14 protein-coding genes and 1 tRNA gene are annotated in these 17,907 nt (G+C 37.3%); 8 read left to right on the forward strand and 7 right to left on the reverse strand.

The window, feature by feature from the left end:
- Positions 1–45: 45 nt before the first annotated feature.
- From G9Q29_RS11005 to G9Q29_RS11020, 4 genes are read left to right on the forward strand one after another with little or no spacing between them, the layout of a single operon-like run.
- Positions 46–564: an RNA polymerase sigma factor gene (locus G9Q29_RS11005; RefSeq protein ID WP_166137156.1), complete on the forward strand. Its 519-nt coding sequence runs from the start codon at positions 46–48 to the stop codon at positions 562–564.
- Positions 542–1,024: a hypothetical protein gene (locus G9Q29_RS11010; RefSeq protein ID WP_166137159.1), complete on the forward strand. Its 483-nt coding sequence runs from the start codon at positions 542–544 to the stop codon at positions 1,022–1,024. The genes G9Q29_RS11005 and G9Q29_RS11010 overlap by 23 nt, the downstream gene beginning before the upstream one ends.
- 49 nt (positions 1,025–1,073) lie before the next feature.
- Positions 1,074–1,664 (forward strand): DUF4252 domain-containing protein, encoded by a 591-nt coding sequence (locus G9Q29_RS11015; RefSeq protein WP_166137162.1) that lies wholly within the window; start codon positions 1,074–1,076, stop codon positions 1,662–1,664.
- Between the two features lies 1 nt (position 1,665).
- A complete protein-coding gene (locus G9Q29_RS11020) occupies positions 1,666–2,199 on the forward strand; it encodes a DUF4252 domain-containing protein (RefSeq protein ID WP_166137165.1) in 534 nt (177 codons plus the stop codon).
- Between the two features lie 60 nt (positions 2,200–2,259).
- Here G9Q29_RS11020 and G9Q29_RS11025 read toward each other — a convergent pair whose 3' ends face one another.
- The 4 genes from G9Q29_RS11025 to G9Q29_RS11040 all read right to left on the reverse strand — a co-directional run bounded on the left by G9Q29_RS11025 (position 2,260) and on the right by G9Q29_RS11040 (position 7,356).
- A complete protein-coding gene (locus G9Q29_RS11025; RefSeq protein ID WP_166137168.1) occupies positions 2,260–3,864 on the reverse strand; it encodes a PepSY-associated TM helix domain-containing protein in 1,605 nt (534 codons plus the stop codon).
- Between the two features lie 100 nt (positions 3,865–3,964).
- A complete protein-coding gene (locus tag G9Q29_RS11030; protein ID WP_166137171.1) occupies positions 3,965–6,112 on the reverse strand; it encodes a TonB-dependent receptor family protein in 2,148 nt (715 codons plus the stop codon).
- A gap of 171 nt (positions 6,113–6,283) precedes the next feature.
- The gene (locus G9Q29_RS11035; protein WP_205729860.1) at positions 6,284–6,661 is read right to left on the reverse strand and encodes a hypothetical protein; all 378 of its coding nucleotides are present in this window, start codon (positions 6,659–6,661) and stop codon (positions 6,284–6,286) included.
- Between the two features lie 188 nt (positions 6,662–6,849).
- Complete coding sequence (locus G9Q29_RS11040; protein WP_166137174.1) at positions 6,850–7,356, reverse strand: tetratricopeptide repeat protein; 507 nt, start codon at positions 7,354–7,356, stop codon at positions 6,850–6,852.
- Positions 7,357–8,291: 935 nt separating this feature from the next.
- Here G9Q29_RS11040 and G9Q29_RS11045 point away from each other — a divergent pair.
- The 3 genes from G9Q29_RS11045 (at position 8,292) to G9Q29_RS11055 (ending at position 14,072) form a co-directional block, all read left to right on the forward strand.
- A complete protein-coding gene (locus G9Q29_RS11045; protein WP_166137177.1) occupies positions 8,292–9,374 on the forward strand; it encodes an efflux RND transporter periplasmic adaptor subunit in 1,083 nt (360 codons plus the stop codon).
- 104 nt (positions 9,375–9,478) lie between these two features.
- Positions 9,479–12,649, forward strand: coding sequence for an efflux RND transporter permease subunit (locus G9Q29_RS11050; RefSeq protein WP_166137180.1), 3,171 nt, complete (start codon positions 9,479–9,481; stop codon positions 12,647–12,649).
- A complete protein-coding gene (locus G9Q29_RS11055; RefSeq protein ID WP_166137183.1) occupies positions 12,642–14,072 on the forward strand; it encodes a TolC family protein in 1,431 nt (476 codons plus the stop codon). Before G9Q29_RS11050 ends, G9Q29_RS11055 begins: the two co-directional genes overlap by 8 nt.
- Positions 14,073–14,480: 408 nt before the next feature.
- On the opposite strand, the gene G9Q29_RS11060 is transcribed toward G9Q29_RS11055, so the two are convergent.
- Together G9Q29_RS11060 and G9Q29_RS11065 are read right to left on the reverse strand one after the other, a co-directional pair.
- Positions 14,481–15,494 carry a helix-turn-helix transcriptional regulator gene (locus G9Q29_RS11060; RefSeq protein WP_166137186.1) on the reverse strand — a complete coding sequence of 338 codons (1,014 nt, stop codon included), beginning with the start codon at positions 15,492–15,494 and terminating at the stop codon, positions 14,481–14,483.
- 143 nt (positions 15,495–15,637) lie between these two features.
- The gene (locus tag G9Q29_RS11065; protein WP_166137189.1) at positions 15,638–16,249 is read right to left on the reverse strand and encodes an HD domain-containing protein; all 612 of its coding nucleotides are present in this window, start codon (positions 16,247–16,249) and stop codon (positions 15,638–15,640) included.
- Between the two features lie 101 nt (positions 16,250–16,350).
- On the opposite strand from G9Q29_RS11065, the gene G9Q29_RS11070 reads away from it, so the two are divergent.
- Positions 16,351–17,733: an RtcB family protein gene (locus G9Q29_RS11070; protein WP_166137192.1), complete on the forward strand. Its 1,383-nt coding sequence runs from the start codon at positions 16,351–16,353 to the stop codon at positions 17,731–17,733.
- A 49-nt stretch (positions 17,734–17,782) separates the two neighbouring features.
- On the opposite strand, the gene G9Q29_RS11075 is transcribed toward G9Q29_RS11070, so the two are convergent.
- Positions 17,783–17,865, reverse strand: a tRNA-Leu gene (locus G9Q29_RS11075).
- Between the last annotated feature and the right edge of the window lie 42 nt (positions 17,866–17,907).

The raw sequence follows: 17,907 nt of genomic DNA on the forward strand, positions 1-17,907 counted from the left end.
TGTGAATCGTCTTCTTTTTATAAACGGTCAAACAGCACCCTTAGTATGAACCAAAATGAATTTTTAACAGTCGTTTTACCCTTCAAAGACAAACTCTTTCGATTGGCCAAAAGATTGTTGGTGAGTACCGAAGAAGCTGAAGATGCTACACAAGAAGTTTTGGTAAAGTTGTGGACTAAGAGCGATAACTTACAAACCTACAAAAGTACAGAGGCGATAGCTATGACCATGACCAAAAATTATTGCTTAGATCAGTTAAAAGCAAAGCGTTCTGGCAACATGCAACTGGTTCATACCAATTATACTGACGGAGCAGCGAGAGTTGAACAAACAGTTGAAGATAGTGATAGCCTAGAATGGGTTAACAAAATAATGTTGCAGTTGCCGGAGCAACAACGAGTAATTATTCAATTGAGAGATATTGAAAAATATGAATTTGACGAAATGGCCGAGATTTTGAACATGAGCGAAAGTGCCATTCGCGTAGCGCTATCAAGAGCACGTAAAACAATTCGAGAAAATATGATAAAAACACACAATTATGGAATGGAACGAGATAGATAGTCTTTTAGAGAAATATTTTAACGGAGAAACTTCTTTGAACGAAGAGCAGCAACTGCGTGATTATTTTTCCACGCAAGTTCCTGCGCCACATTTGCAACAATACCAATCGCTTTTTGGTTATTTCGATCAAGCAAAATTAGAGGAGTGCCCTAAACAATTGCCAATTTTTAGAACTGTAAAACCAGTTCGTAATAGAATGCTGTGGTGGTCAGCGGCGGCATCTATAGTGGTGCTTGTAGGTTGGAGTACTTTTGCTTTTTTACAAACAACAGCATCTGAGCAATCAGATTTAGGGACTTATGAAGATCCTAAAGTAGCATTTGAAGCAACACAAAAGGCATTATCAATGTTGTCTACTCAAGTAAATGTTGGCATAGAAAGTGTACAGTATATCGAAGAATATCAAATTGCAAAAAATAAAGTTTTCAAGAAGCCTGTAACGAAACAGCAAGGCAGTTAAGTAAGAATTATAATTTAAGAATAAGTAATCACAAATACCCAATTATATCATGAAATCAATCAATCAAAAAGCGTTAGTTAACGTAAAAAATGGAGTTTCAATTCAAAAATCGTTTCGTAAAATAGCGTTCACATTGGCCTTGTTCTTGGCTACAAGTTCACTTTTTGCACAGTCGGCGTTTGATAAATTTGAAGATCAAGTTGAAGTAAAGTCTTTTATTGTCAACAAAAAAATGTTAGACCTAATGAGTAAAGTTAAAATGGATGCCTCCGATAAAGATACGCAGCGATATTTGGCTTTAATAAAAAAGTTAGATAACTTGAGGGTTTTTACAACCAAAAGCACTCGTATAGAGAGCGAAATGAAACTAGCAGCTGAAAAATATGTTAAAACTGCAGGTCTTGAAGAGTTAATGCGTGTAAACGATAACGGTCGAAATGTAAAAATTCTTGTAAAATCAGGTGCTGGAGATACACAGATACGTGAGTTGTTGATGTTTATTGAAGGAGCCAAAAACGAAGATACTGTTTTAATGTCATTGACTGGAAACTTTGATTTGAATGAAATTTCAGTGTTGACTGATAAAATGCGTATTCCAGGTGGCGATGATTTGAAAAAAGCAAGTAAAGCTAGAAAGTAAGATGAAATTGCGATTCGGAATTCCCGTACTAATGGCGCTCTTTTTATGGAGTTGCAACAATGAATCTTCTTTGCAGAAGTATTTTGTAGAACATTCAGAAGATAAAAACTTTGTTGCCTTAGATGTTTCGCCTGATATCTTAAATCTGGATGCGAGCAAGTTATCAGTCGCTCAAACGGAAGCATTAAAATCTTTTGACAAAATGAATGTGTTGGCCTTTAAGGCAAATGCGACCAACAAAGCCGAGTTTGAAACAGAACGCGCTAAAGTCGATTTGATTTTAAAAGACAAAAAGTACCAGCAATTGATGAAGTTTGGTTCAGGAAAAGAAGGTGCTTCCTTGAGTTTTGTGGGTACTGACGAGCACATCGATGAGTTTATTTTGTACGGTAACAAAAAAGAAAACGGTTTTGTAGTTGTACGTGTTTTGGGCAAAGACATGAACCCGACGGATATTATGACTATGCTTAGTGTGTTGCAACAATCAAAAATAGATATGGAACAGCTAAAACCTTTACAGCAATTGATGAGATAATTAGTGCTACAAAAAAGTAAAGCGTCATGAACTCTTGTTTATGACGCTTTTTTTTGGCTTTTATTTTTTCTTCAGGAACAAAATCAATCCTAAAACACTCACTATTAAAATTGCAAGTGCCGTCAAAACCATTGCAGCATCACGTATATTTTTGCCCGCCCAATCTAAAAATAAAAATTTGTGGAAAATGGCAAAGGAATAACCTTCTCTTTTATCTGCGTTTTCTACTTTTGCGGCTAATCTTGAGGTGGCAGTTTCTATAAAATAAGTAGTATTTTCGGGCGTGTCATAAGCAAGTTTTACAACGGGAAGTCGCTTGTTCACAAAGCCATACTCGCGACTTTCAAACTCATTAATAATTTTAGTTTCAACCAATTTTGCGCTTTTTAAAGAAGTTTCAGGTTCATCAGTTTCAGGAATCATTTCGCAACAAGCGGCTTTTGGCGCACCATCTGTAAAATAATGGGCTAAAAATTCAGCATATTTCACATCTAGATTGGCCGAAATGCGATTGGTTTGTGCGTTGATGTAAACAATTTCTAGTGGTTGTTTGTCTTTCTTCGCCCATTTTGATTCGGGTGCGCTGATGGCTGTATTGGTCTTTGTTACTTGCTTAGGAAGCATTTGGCAGCGGTAGTACAAACTGTCTTGAAAAGCTACTACACTGGCATTTTCAAACCGACTCCAATCTAATTTTAAATCAGAAAGTGAAGTTGTAAGTACTTCGGTTTTAAAGCTAGGTTCGTACACCATTTGCGAGAGTGTGTACGGATCCCATTTGGTAGTGGCGTGGTATGCACCGCTAAAAGCGAAGGTTAAGGTAAATAATGAAATCCAAATCCCTATTTGACGGTGGTAACGGCGGATGCCTTTTTTGGGAGCGAGTGCATCACTTTTTTTGAATTGTTTCCAGAAAAGCCCGTAAATCAAGAGTCCGCTTATTGCTGAAAAGGAAATCACAGACAAAAGAACAATCATGATTATGATGCGCAAACTGTTATTAGAAATTGCATCAATAAACGACCAATTGTGAAATGTATCAAAAAACCAAATAAAAATTTGACGCGATTTCGGGTTGAAAGTCGCTAGTTTGCTTGAGGCGGTTTCTACATAAACTTGCATTTCATCGGCACGATCAAAACTCAGTTGGTACACGGGCAAGTAGCGATTGACGTACTTGTATTGTGTTGTAAATTCAGTGAGGACTTTGCTGTTTGAAATGCTGCTGGTGCTGTCTTGTAAAAAGTAACGCGCCAGAACTTCGGCGTATTTTTGATCACCGTTTTCAAGTTTTTGAGCCGTGGCTGCGTCAAAATAGAGTAGGGCTCCTGATTCGGTTTTTACTTGATAATAGGTTTTATCGTTCAGGCTGACTAGGCGAAAGTTTTTGAACGTTTTGAGTTGGTTTTTTTGTAAAACCTCTTTCAACGGCAATGGCAATCGACTCTGATTAATGGCGGTTTGTGGTAGCTCTTGATTGGCGATTTCGGGTTTAAAAAAATGCGCCATAAACGGATGCATAATTCCTGAAAGTGTCCAAAAGATGACCGGAACAATGGTAATAATAGCCAAAGTTCGGTGCCACGAGTAGACGTGCTGCTTGATTTTTTTGATCCATTTGGAATCTTTTTTTCGTGTAGATGTCTTTTGATTTTCTTTTTTCATTTGGTGTGTTTTTTAGCCCGGATAGGAGCGATATCCTTTTTTGAGGCCTTTTTTTGGCCTCAAAAAAGATAAAGCGGATAGCCGGATAAGCTCCTGATAATTATTTTTTTAATGATAAGTTGTACTGCAATCCCATCATGAAAATGCGGGGTGCGGCGGCGGTATACGTAGCCTGATCAATTGTGGCATTGCCCCGAGAAACATTGGTAGCATACAATTTATCAGTCAAGTTCATGATATTGGTAAAAATTTCAACTTGCTTGTAGCGGTAGCCTAATCGAGCGTTGAAAAGGGTGTAACCAGCGTAGGAAACAGTGTTGATTTGGTTTTGAAACCAGCTTGATACGTTCTGGCACTCTAGCGCTGCACGGAAGTTCGGGAACCATTTTGGGTAATAATTGAGCTCAGAATTAGCAATCCATCGTGGTGCGCTAGGCATGTCAAAGCCGTCGAGTTTTTGAACCGCATCGGTGCTTCGTCTGGAAACGGTAAAGTCGATAAATTCGTGGCGCGCGTATGTTCCGCCAAGGCGAAATGCAAGCTGTGAGGACGGATTGTATTGTAACCCAAGTTCAATTCCTCTGTGGCTTGTTTTTCCAGCTGATTGGGTATCGGTTGAATTGTCAGGTTGACGAATGCTTAATAATTCATTGCGACCATCAAGTAGATACAAGGCAAAATCTAGTATCAATTTGTTTTTTAGCAAACTGTTATAACCACCAATTTCGTAGTTTGAAAAATTTGCCGCATCGAGATCAGTGTAAAATTGTACGGGCGTAATTCCAGGTTTTGGACGGAATAAAGTGGTCACCGAAGGTGGAGAGAATCCTTGAGAATAGTTGGCATAAAACCCAAGGGTAGTAAGCGGATTATAATTGATACCCGCTTTAAAGGTCAGTTGATCGTAGGTTTTGGCTCCCGAAGTAGCATTGATGTTATTGATGTAATCAATTTTTATGTAGTCGTAGCGCGCCCCTGTGGTTACTGTTACTTTTGAAAGGGTTTGAAAGTTGTATTGCACATAGCCCGAATTGTTGTAAATGGTCGCATTGTAATTTGAAATGCGTAAATCAGGTCGAACTTCTAAAATTTGATAATTGTTTACCGTCTTTCCATCCGGATTTCGGTTGGCTTGTAGTTTAATTTGATGCGAAAAATAGTCGTTTGGTGACCTATCGTAGGTAGTTCCGGCGATTAGTTTAGAGTTTAAAAACGAAAATCCTTGCGTATGCTGCGCTACTATTCCGTAACTTTTAAAATCGTTCGAATTGATTTCGCCAGTTGCTTTTGTAGGATCGTTGGTTGCTGATGACGTAGGATTCCATCGAATGCCGTAGCTTGGGTTTTGTCCTAATTTATTGTCTCGATGGTAAACTGTTACAACAGTTTGACTGTTCTCAGTCCACTCTTTTTCAAGTGTTAGACGACTACGTAAAGCCTCAGATTTTCGGTAAGTAAAATCGGTTGTACTTTTGTACGAACGATTGTTAAAGTCTTGCTCATTGACACTTCCCGTCATGTCCGAGTAATATTGCCCATAAAAAGTACTGCTAATCAAACGGAGACTATTGCTAAAATTGTATTGGAATTTAGCGTTCAAATTGTTCTTGTTGTAATCAGAAAAAGTGAGCCAACTGTTAGTTTGGTCAGTGCTTGCGCCCGCAATAGCAAACGAAAATTTACCGATGGTAGCGCTCCCAAAGGCTTGCAGGTTGCGGTAGCCGTATTGATCTGCTTGAATGCCTACTTTAAATTCGGGATCGCGGCTTGGTTTTACAGTAATAAAATTTATGGTTCCGCCCACAGCCTCAGGACCGTAAAGTGATGAAGCGGGACCTTTGATCACTTCTAAATTTTGTAAATTAAACGGATTCATTTCAAGTAACGCATTATGGTTGAAAACGCCGAGTGGTCTAATAGGCAAACCGTCTTCGAGATACAAATAGTAAGGGCTCAAACCCATAGGTTGCCTGATGGACATACCGTGCTGCTCGTTGCCAAGATTCGTCATCATGACTCCTGGTGTTTTATTCACAATTTCGAAAGCAGAAGTTGCTTTAGTTTCTTGAATGAGTTTTGTAGATAGTTTAGTAATTGCCACTGGCACCTCACTTCGTTTGGCCTTGCCACGATTGGCAGTAATTACGACTTCGTTTAGGTTTTCTACGGTGCTGCTATCTACTGCAGCAGTTTTTTGTGCATAGGTATATTGTAACGCCAAAAGCATTACAAAAATCAATTTTTTCATTTTGTTTGAAAGGTGTAAAAATCTTATTTCAGTGAAAGTTTAAATTGTTCGCAAGGCTAAAAAGCAAGCAAACAAAGCACGAAAGATCAAGACGCGGTTAATGTCTACGCAATATTGTATAACGAAAAAGGCAACATAAGGTGCTTTTCGTTCTCAAACAGATTGATCTTTTTAAATGAAATAAGCTGGAGGGCGAAAGGTGTAAGCCGAAAATGAAATCGGTTTGCGGTTTACAACAGTTTCAGTTTTTGTTGCAATAGCGATTGGTTGTACCAACTCGTATGAAGTACTTAGTAACTCTTGCACGTACACCACATCAACTTTTTCTTTGAGGGTATTTTGCATGCTTTTCTCATTATCAGTATAGCGTTTTAGACTTTTTTGAAGTTCGCATCGTCCGTTACAACTATTAAAAACCATTTTACGTTGCACACAAATTGTTTTTGCAATTTCTTCTTGCTGTAGTTTAAATTGAAAATACGTAAATGAGCTACCGAAAGTAGGTAGTAGTAAAATAAAAGAAAGTATGTAGATACTGAACTTTTTCAAAGTGGGTATTTTATTGGTGCAAAAGTACTTGTTCCTTTAGAATAAAAAAAAAGTCAATTGTTAAATTTTAAAAGCTAGAATTATAGAAAATTGAATCAGTTAAAAAAGATACTTTCCTTTTATTTTTCAATAAAAAAAAAATGACTTACCATTAGGCAAGTCATTTTTAAAAGGAAGCGTTTGAAAGTTTATTTACAAAAGGTTTTTTTGTTTTTCACTGCACTTTGACTACCAAGCTGAATAGCTTTGCTAAAATCAGCGCAAGCGTTTTTATTGTTTTTAGAATGGTAGTTTGCCAAACCGCGTAGGTTGTAGGCAATAAAATCTTTCGCATTCATGTTAATTGCCGTAGTGCAATCTTGAATGGTAGTTTTATAGTCTTTTGCTTTATAGCTTATATCAGCACGAGTGGTGAAGGCATCTGCACGTTGTGGTTCTATTTTTATAGTTATGTTTACATCACTCAAAGCTCCATTTATATCTCCTAATTTTTGTTTTAAAAGTGCTCTGTTGAGATAAGCAGAGGCAAATAAAGGATCAATTTTGATGGCTTTTGTATAATCATCAATGGCTCCTTTTGAATTTCCTGCTTCTGCTTTTTTGATGGCTTTGTCAAACAAGGCATAAGCAGCAGGATCTTGGCTCCAGCCTACGTAGGAACTTAATAAAATGGCAATTAAAAATATTTTTTTCATGTTTTTTTGTTAAATAGGGAAGGTTTTTTTATTGCGTTTTTTGTTTTTTTTCTAAAAATAAAAGTATCACTTTTTGTAGAAATATACAACGAAATTAGCTCTTCTTTATTGCCAGGTTTACATCATAAAAAAAACAAAGATTTTGTTTTTTAGCCAATTTCAAGATTTACCACTGTTTTTGAATGGATTACCTAGAATTGATTTTTGAGAAGGTCGAATTGTGGCGTTTTTAAAAAAACACAATGAACAGCAAATAAACATAAAGCCGATCGAAAATTTTCAGGTTTGTACCGGAGAAAACGATGTAGTGCGCCATTACGTGTTAAACAATATTTAAATTGTTTTTTTCTGTTGCTACTTTGTTTACTTTTGACCTCTAAATGAGAGTAAAATTTTTTTTTCTGTATCTGTTTTTCCAAATGCTAGGTTTTGGAAATGTTGTTCATGCTTTTTCGCATGAAAATAACAGTGCAATGCAATCTCTTGAATCAAGCAGTAAACAGGCTCATCTTTTTCAATCTATTTCTCATACGCTGTCGCTGACAACAGCTGAGTTTGATTTAGAAGAAGAACTCTCAAGCAATGAAAATTTCAAAAATCCAAGTAGTAGGGTTTCGTACGTTAATGATTTTCTACCTCAAACGTGGTATCATCGTTATTCTTGTGCCACTGAATTATGTCACTGCGATAAAAAAAATACAATCTTCGCGCCATTTTACGGCCCATCCAAACCCATATACATTATTCTGCAGGTATTGCGTATTTGATTAATACTAAAATCTGTTTCTATGTTTTTGATGAAATACTAATCTGATCAAGTTTTGACTTTTTTCAGGTATGTTTTTTTGTTCAAATTTTGTGTAAGCAGTTGACTTCTCACGTCCCTAGGAATTCTCAATTCCAAGTATTTAATCGCTTAATTACCATTTTACATCATGAATAAATTTCTTGTATTTACAGGCTTAATCGCCGTTTTATGCTTTACAAGCTGTACCACAAAAAAAGAAGAAAAAGAAGAAGCTGCAATTTTCACGGTTACCAATCCGATAAAAATTGATACTTCGTTTACCAAGCAATATGTCTCTCAAATTCGCTCGATTCAAAACATTGAAATTCGTGCTCAAGAAAAAGGTTTTCTGCAAAATATATATGTTGACGAAGGTCAGTTTGTAAAAAAAGGCCAGCTCTTGTTTAAAATTATGCCAGGAATGTACCAAGCGGAGCTACTTCGAGCAAAGGCAGAAGCAAAAGGAGCTGAAATTGAACTGCAAAATGCAAAAATGCTGGCAGACAAAAATATTGTCTCTAAAAATGAACAAGCATTAGCAATTGCTAAATTAGAGCAAGCAAGAGCTGAAGTAGCCTTGGCTCAACTGCATTTATCGTTTACTGAAATTAGAGCTCCATTTGACGGAACTATTGACCGAATTCCAAAAAAATTAGGAAGTCTTATTGAAGAAGGAGAATTATTGACTAGTCTTTCAGATAACAGTCAAATGTTTGCCTATTTCAATGTTTCAGAGCCTGAATATTTAGATTATCAAACCAATATCAAAGACCGTGCAAATACAAATGTGAGCTTGCTATTGGCGAACAATACGGTTTACCAATCCAAAGGAAATGTTGAGGTAATTGAAAGTGAATTTAATAATGAGACTGGAAATATTGCCTTTCGTGCTCGATTTCCTAATACAAAAAAGTTGCTAAAACACGGCGAAACAGGATCAGTGCAAATGTTGGTTCCTCTGCGAAATGCAATTGTAATTCCTCAAAAAGCTACTTACGAAATTCAAGATAAAAAATATGTTTTTGTAGTCAATAAAAACAATGTTTTAGAGTCTAAAGAGATTAAGGTTACAGGCGAAATTCCAGATTTGTTTGTAATTGCCAGCGGTATTACTGAGAATGACAAAATTGTACTAGAAGGAGTTCAAAAAGTGAAGGACGACGAAAAAATTAAGTACAATTATGTTTCGCCTAAAGAAGTCATTACTCATTTGCGCTTAAAAGCCGAATAAAGTATTCTACTAGATTGCATACTGCGATAAAAAACTTTTTTTACTAAAATGCATGGGATGAATCCAATTTCAGTTGGGTTCTATCCTAAAAAACACCTCATATTATGTTTAATAAATTTATTCAAAGACCTGTGCTGTCGATAGTGATATCGCTCATAATTGTCTTTTTAGGAGTATTGGCATTACTGAATTTGCCAGTGACTCAATTCCCTTCTATTTCCCCGCCACGGGTGAATGTTACGGCAGCTTTTCCGGGCTCTAATGGAGAGTTGATGATTAAATCGGTAATTATTCCTTTAGAGAAAGCCTTGAATGGTGTACCCGGAATGAAATACATGACTTCAGATGCTGGAAATGACGGAGAAGCAAGTATTCAAGTTGTATTTAATTTGGGTACAGATCCTAATCAAGCAGCGATCAATGTACAAAACAGAGTAGCTTCGGTAGTAAACAAATTGCCACCATTAGTAGTTCGTGAAGGAGTCAAGATTACCCGTGAAGAATCCAGTATGTTAATGTATGTGAACTTATACAGTACAGATAAAAATACGGATCAAAAATTCTTATACAACTTTGCTGAAATCAATATTTTATCAGAATTGAAAAGGGTAAATGGAGTAGGATTTGCTGATGTATTGGGGAATCGTGAATATGCGATGCGTATTTGGTTGAAACCTGACAGAATGTTAGCCTATAAAATTTCTACAGATGAAGTTATGGAGGCCCTAGCGAGTCAGAGTCTCGAAGCTTCACCCGGAAAAACGGGAGAAAGTTCTGGTAAAAGAACTCAAGCTTTTGAATATGTACTTAAGTATTCAGGACGATTTACGACCAAAGAGCAATATGGAAATGTTATTTTGAGATCGAATCCTGATGGCGAAATTTTACGATTAAAGGATGTTGCCAATGTTGAATTTGGTAGTTCCATGTACGATATCTATTCTAATTTGAATGGTAAACCGTCTGCAGCTATTGTATTGAAGCAGTCCTACGGAAGTAATGCCAGTCAAGTAATTAAGGATGTCAAATTAAAATTAGCTGAAATTAAGAAAAACTCTTTCCCGAAAGGAATGGAATATGAAATCAGTTATGACGTTTCTAAATTCTTAGATGCTTCTATCGAGAAAGTTGTTCACACTTTAGTCGAAGCTTTTATCTTAGTAGGTCTAGTCGTATTTATCTTTCTTGGCGATTGGCGATCAACCATTATTCCAGCCATAGCCGTACCAGTTTCGTTAGTAGGAACATTTATGTTCATGCAGTTATTTGGTATTACTTTAAACTTAATTACGCTTTTCGCCTTAGTACTAGCCATTGGAGTCGTCGTCGATGATGCCATTGTAGTCATCGAGGCGGTGCATGCCAAGATGGAGGAAGAGCATCTTTCGCCCTTAAAAGCCACTAAAAAAGCCATGCATGAAATTGCAGGAGCTATTATCGCGATTACCTTCTTGATGGCAGCTGTGTTTATTCCTGTGGCATTCATGTCAGGACCGGTAGGTATTTTTTACCGCCAATTTTCCATAACAATGGCAACAGCTATTATACTTTCTGGTATCGTAGCCTTAACGCTTACGCCGGCACTTTGTGCGATTATGTTGAAAAATAATCACGGAAAAGCTAAGAAACGAACTCCTGTAAACAGATTTTTAGATGCTTTTAATTCAAGATTTAATACTACTGCGGACAAGTATCAAAGAGTTTTAAAAACTATTGTTAGTAGAAGAGTAGTGACCTTTGTAGCACTTGTAGGCTTTTGTGTGGGTACTTGGTTGGTAAGTAGTACGGTTCCTTCTGGATTTATTCCTAATGAGGATCAAGGAATGTTCTATGCAATTATTCAAACGCCACCGGGTTCTTCTCTCGAAAGAACAGACAATGTTGCTGAAAAGCTTCAAAAAATTGCCGAAACGGTAGATGGTGTGCAATCGGTATCTGCTTTGGCAGGATATGAAATTTTGACTGAAGGTACTGGTGCCAATGCTGGAACTTGTTTGATCAACTTGAAAGATTGGAGCGAGCGTAAACATTCTGTACAAGAAATTATGCTTGAACTAGAGGAAAAAACGAAAGACATTCCCGGAGCTAATATCGAATTTTTTCAACCACCAGCGGTGCCAGGTTATGGAGCAGCAGGAGGTTTTGAGCTTCGTTTGCTTGACAAAGCGGGTTCTGGAGATTATAAAAAAATGGAAACAGTCAATGCTGATTTTGTGAAGGAATTGAACAAACGACCTGAGCTAGCTTCCGTTTTTAGTTTTTACAGTGCTAGTTTCCCACAATTTATGATGAAAGTGGATAATGATTTAGCCCAACAAAAAGGAGTTTCGATTGAGAATGCGATGAATACTCTTTCGACCTTGGTTGGTAGTAATTATGAAATCAGTTTTATCAAATACGGTTTTAACTATAAGGTAATCGTGCAAGCAGCTCCAGAATACCGCGCTTTGCCCGAAGATATTTTAAAATTATACGTCAAAAACAATAAGGACGAAATGGTTCCTTACTCTGCTTTCATGAAATTAGAGAAAGTGTACGGACTGTCGGAAATTACAAGACACAATATGTACAACTCCTCTGAAATTAGTGGAGCAGCAGCTCCAGGGTATAGTAGTGGTGCTGCGATCAAAGCTGTGCAAGAGGTGGCACAAGCAAAATTACCTCGTGGTTTTGGAATTGATTGGGCCGGTATCTCTGCTGATGAGGTGGCGCAGGGCAATCAAGCCATTTGGGTTTTTCTAATTTGTTTGGGCTTTGTGTATTTGGTTTTAGCTGCACAGTATGAAAGTTTTATTTTACCCTTATCGGTGATTTTATCTTTACCTCCAGGTATTTTTGGAGCCTTCTTATTACTAAAATTTACAGGCTTAGAAAACAATATTTATGCACAAGTAGCCATGGTTATGCTTATTGGATTGCTTGGTAAAAATGCCGTTTTGATTGTCGAATTTGCTATTCAAAGGCACGCCGCTGGTAAAACAGTGCTAGAAGCGGCAATGGAAGGTGCAAAAGCAAGGTTTCGTCCTATCTTGATGACTTCGTTTGCCTTTATTGCGGGTTTACTTCCGCTAGTTTTTGCAAGTGGTCCGGGAAAAATTGGTAACCAAACCATTGGTACCGCTGCTGCTGGAGGAATGCTTTTGGGTACCATTTGTGGAGTATTTGTTATTCCCGGATTGTACTACGTTTTTGGTCGCATTGCAGAAAAATACAAATTAGTTAAAAATGAAAACGAAAATCCATTAACCGAAGAAATTGATAACAATCATGCTTAAAAGTAAGTCTTATAAATATCTTATCCCGCTAGGCATGTGCTTAGCGGTGGTAAGTTGTACGCCTAAGCTAGCTCCATTAGCAGCAAGCAAAGTGGTTCCCGAATCATTTGAAAAAAGTACAGATACGAATACTATTGCCGTTACGCCTTGGCGAACGTATTTCAAAGATCCTAATTTGATCAATTTGATTGATACGGCCCTGAAAAACAATCAGGAGTTACTGATCACATTGCAAGAAATTGAAATTGCCAAAAATGACATTCGCGTTCGCAAAGGAGCCTTATTGCCACAAGTAGGTGTAGGAGCTGGTGCTGGAATCGAAAAAGTAGGTCGCTATACCAGTCAAGGTGCTGGCGATGCTTCTACCGAAATTAGTCCCGGAAAAGAAATGCCAGATCCACTAGGTGATTTGAAAATTGCTGCCTACGCACACTGGGAAGTCGACATCTGGAAAAAGTTACGCAATTCAAAAAAAGCGGCGGTAAGTCGCTATTTGGCCACGGTTGAAGGGAAGAATTTTGTAATCACCAGTCTTATTGCTGAAGTTGCTGATTCGTATTATGAATTAGTTGCTTTAGACAATCAATTGGCAATTGTAAAACAAACCATCGCTTTACAATCTGATGCGCTAGAAATTGTAAAATTTCAAAAACAAGCCGCTAGAAGTACGGAATTAGCAGTACAGAAATTCCAAGCCGAAGTCATGGCCTCTAGAAGTATGGAATTTGAATTGCTTCAAAAAATCAAGGAAACAGAAAATACCATCAACTTTTTACTCGGACAATATCCGCAGGAAATTAAACGAGATAGTGTTGTTTTTGATGCTGGTTTGCCAGCCATAGTTCAAGCTGGTGTTCCTGCTCAATTGCTTGCCAATCGTCCGGATATTAAACAAGCTGAATTAGAATTAGAAGCTGCTAAACTGGATGTAAAAACGGCTCGCGCTGAGTTTTATCCGTCCTTAGATATTACAGCTGCGTTAGGTTTTAACGCTTTTAAACCAAATTATTTATTTAAAATGCCAGAGTCTTTGCTCTATTCTTTGGTGGGAGATGTAGTCGCGCCTTTGATCAATAGAAATGCGCTCAAAGCCGAGTATAGCTCTGCTAATGCGAGACAAATACAAGCGTTGTATAATTATGAACGTACCATTTTAAATGCGTATTTAGAAGTTTCTAGTCAGTTGTCTAAAATCAATAACTTAGAAAAAAGCTATGATTTAAAATCCCAACAAGTAGCTGCGTTAAACCGCTCTATTGATGTGGCTGGCGATTTATTCAAGTCAGCCAGAGTAGATTATTTTGAGGTGTTGATGACACAACGTGACGCATTAGAGTCAAAACTCGAATTAATCGAAACTAAAAAAGCCCAACTTAATGCCGTAGTTCACGTATACCGTGAATTAGGCGGCGGGTGGAAGTAAGAGTTAGAATAAAAACTGAAACTGTGTAGCAATTCGAGTAGTGCCCACAGCTAAGATAAAATTGATTCAAAGTTATAAATCGTGAATTAGAACCTGTATTTGGGTTTTAATTCACGATTTTTTTTTTTTTTTTTTCAGGTTTGAAATGTTTTTAAGTGTATGCTGAAGGAAAATTTCAAGTCAGTACATTTTTTTGTGTTCGATTGTGCTTAGTGTCATAGTGCTTTATTAAAAAAAATATACGGCTTTATTTCTAGTTGTCTACAAAAGGATGCAATTATCACCAATCCAAGGCCATAGAACTACTTTTATACAATACGATTTACGTTCTATTTAAAATTATCTTGTATTTAGAGTAACACCAATGTATGCCCTGAAAGTGGAGCAACAACATCACAAACCAATCAATTATTTGGCATAATACGCCAGAGACTTTTGAATATCACTTTTCATCTGATTGCGGAAATAGTCGGGTCGAATCACCTCAAGACCACTGCCAAAACCAAGAAAAATACGTGCTAATTCATAATTTGGAATCACAAATAAGTGAATAATAATGCTGCCATCTTCATTTTGTTTGATCAATCGTTGTGAATTATGTAAGGGTTTAGTAAGCACATAAGGAGCATTAATAGAGTCAATCCAGAGTTCAAATCGATGGGGACGTAAGCCTGTATTCACAGTCACTCCCACCACATTTTTGTAATACAGGTCCGCATTAAAATTTTCCTCTAAATGAGGCATATTAAAATCATAATCAATAGCAATGATCCTATCCAATGCCAAATTAGTTATGGGCTGGTTTTTCTTTCTTCTTCCTATCAAGAACCATCTGTTGTTAAACTCTTTCAGTATAAATCCATGAAAATGAAAGACCGTTTCCTCTTGCGATTTGAAAGACTTGTAGGTAATTACCAAAACTGTTTTTTTAATAATGGCTTGGTAAATTTCCTCTAAAAATGGTAAGCCTTTCAGTTTTTCGTTTTTGTCTAAGTAAATCACCGGTTGTGTTTGAGACTTTTCGGCATAGATCTTATCCTCTAAACGTTGCAAAATATCAGACACATCATTAAACAAAGAAAAGTCTTTAAACTGTTTCAGCATTGAAACCGTTTCTGTGAGTACATTAATATCCGTTTCCGTCAGCGGAATATTCGTAATCGTAAATTCCTCGTCTTCATATGTATAATACTTTTTGTCATACACCACAATGGGCGCATTGTAGCCCAGTTTTTCGCTACGCATCAACTGAATATCCATTTGAACCGTTCTCTTGCTTACCGTATTTTCCCTTCCTTCGTATTCAAACAAAGCCTCAGAACAAGCCGCAATCAAGTCCTCTAGCGTCCAAGTACGGTATTTATTTTGCAAACACTTATCAATCGTTTTATACCGGATAAGCGCATTTTTATTTTGTGACATATTTTCTTTTTTTTTGGGCGTGCCCCTCCGTAAAAACTACGGGTCGGGTCATGCGCTGCAATCTTTTAGCACTTCCGCTACCGCTACAGCCCTAAAAGGATTTTCGCTACTACCCCTCACGCAAAGCAACACTATTTTCAATTTCAGCTTAATAATTCAATTTCGCGTTGTATATTTTCTCTAGCTTGCGCTTCAAACCTAGTTCTAAATTCATCGGTTTGAAAAATAAATTCGTTTTCAAGAAAATGCTCCAATGCTTTCTTTCTACCAGGTTGGTATAAAAGAGTGGGATAAATTTTATACTCTTTCCTAATTTGATCACAATAAATGGTGTACTCGTTCCAGTCTTTAGCCAGTATTTTCAAATCAAAATCAATCAACCAGTTAATGTCTTCTATGTCGTTTTGTTGATGCAGTTGAGTTGCGCAAATCATGTCAAAAACCAATTGTTTATCCAGTGTGGTATTCTCAGGCAAAATAGACAAAGCCAGTTCAGCACTTTTTAACTCGTTGTCTTTTCGGGTCACTTTATAAATAATATCGTGGTAAAAAATAGCGTACAAAACTTCATTAGGAAATTGCAACGCCTCTTTATAGCGGTCAAATAAAACAATCATTTCTTCCAGATGATTTAAATTATGATAATGTCTCCCTTTAGCAGTATAGGCTTTTACTAAATCAAGCCAATTTATCAGGATTGCATTTTCATTAAAACCAATCTGGAGCAGTAAAGCAGTATATCTATTTTGAAGCATTTGCGCTGAGTTTGAATCAAAAATACAATTCTTTTTATACTACGCAAAATAACTGCGTAGTAGGTTTTGAATATTTGTTGAAGAAATAAAAACAGAATAAAATGGAACAAAAATTACAATTTACAGGAGCTGATATTATTCAATTAGGATTTAGGCAAGGAGCTTGGTTCAAAGAAGCACTTGCCTACATCAATGACAATCAATTAGAAAACGAGGAAATAGAAGCCTATTTGGAACAATTCAAATTGCCTGATCCTATAGAGTTACATGCTCAAGAAATCACTTTTCACCAAAATATAAAGGCAGAAAACGAGCTAGAAGAAAAAAATGTCACCGATGTGGTGCAAACTATGAAAACCTTGATGCGAACGCCAACTTTAGTCAATGGTGTCATCATGCCGGATGCTTGCCCTACAGGTCCTGACGGAACCATTCCGGTGGGTGGAGTTGCGGTGGCTAAAAATGCAATTCATCCGGGAATGCATAGTGCTGATATTTGTTGCTCAGTGATGCTGACTGATTTTGGAAAAACAAATCCAAAAGAAGTTTTAGATGCAGCGCATGCCATTACCCATTTTGGTGGAGGCGGAAGAAGTCGCGAAACGCAATTCCGTTTTCCAGCTGAAATGTTAGAAGCATTTCAAAGCAATTATTTGTTGAACGATGAAAAAATGATAAGTGCTGCTCGTTCGCATTTAGGAACGCAAGGCGATGGAAACCATTTCTTGTTTGTGGGGATTTCAAAAAATACAGGAAATACCATGATGGTAACGCATCACGGGAGTAGAGGCGTGGGGGCTAATTTATATAGAAAAGGAATGCATCTTGCCGAAAAGTTTAGAAAAACACTATCGCCAGAAACCTTGCCGCAAAATGCGTGGATTCCGTTTGATACTAAGGAAGGACAGGTGTACTGGGAAGCGTTGCAAATCATACGTTCTTGGACAAAATTAAATCACGAATGCCTGCACGATGCTACTTTAGAGAAATTGGGAATCGAAAAAGAAAATAGGTACTGGAACGAGCATAATTTTGTTTTCAAAGAGGGAGATCTTTTTTATCATGCCAAAGGTGCCACACCATTAGACCCGAAATTCATGCCTGATAGCACAGGACCGCGTTTGATTCCGTTGAATATGGCAGAATCCGTTTTAATTGTTGAAGGTGCCACAACCGAAACCAATTTAGGATTTGCTCCACACGGCGCTGGAAGAAACATAAGTAGAACCCAACACCGAAAAAGCAAGGGAGAAAAAACAATCCAAGAAGTATTTGAAGAAGAAACCCAAGGATTGGATATTCGATTTTTTTCGAACGAAATTGACATTACCGAGCTGCCATCGGCCTATAAAAATGCAGCATCAGTAAGAAATCAAATGGAGGAGTTTGGTTTAGGAACCGTGATAGATGAAGTACTTCCTTATGGTTGCATCATGGCAGGAAATTGGGAAGTCAACGCCCCCTGGAAAAAAAGAAGAAGATAATAGCAAACCCAACAACCTCTTTTTAAAAGAAGTTGTTGGGTTTTATTTGTGACCACGGTGGGATTTGAACCCACACGCCCTTACGAGCACCACCCCCTCAAGATGGCAAGTCTACCGTTTCTCCACGTGGCCTAAAAAAATAAAAGGCCAAGTAATAAATTACTCGACCTTTTG

This window comes from Flavobacterium turcicum (genome assembly GCF_011365745.1).
Taxonomy (GTDB): Bacteria; Bacteroidota; Bacteroidia; order Flavobacteriales; family Flavobacteriaceae; genus Flavobacterium; species Flavobacterium turcicum.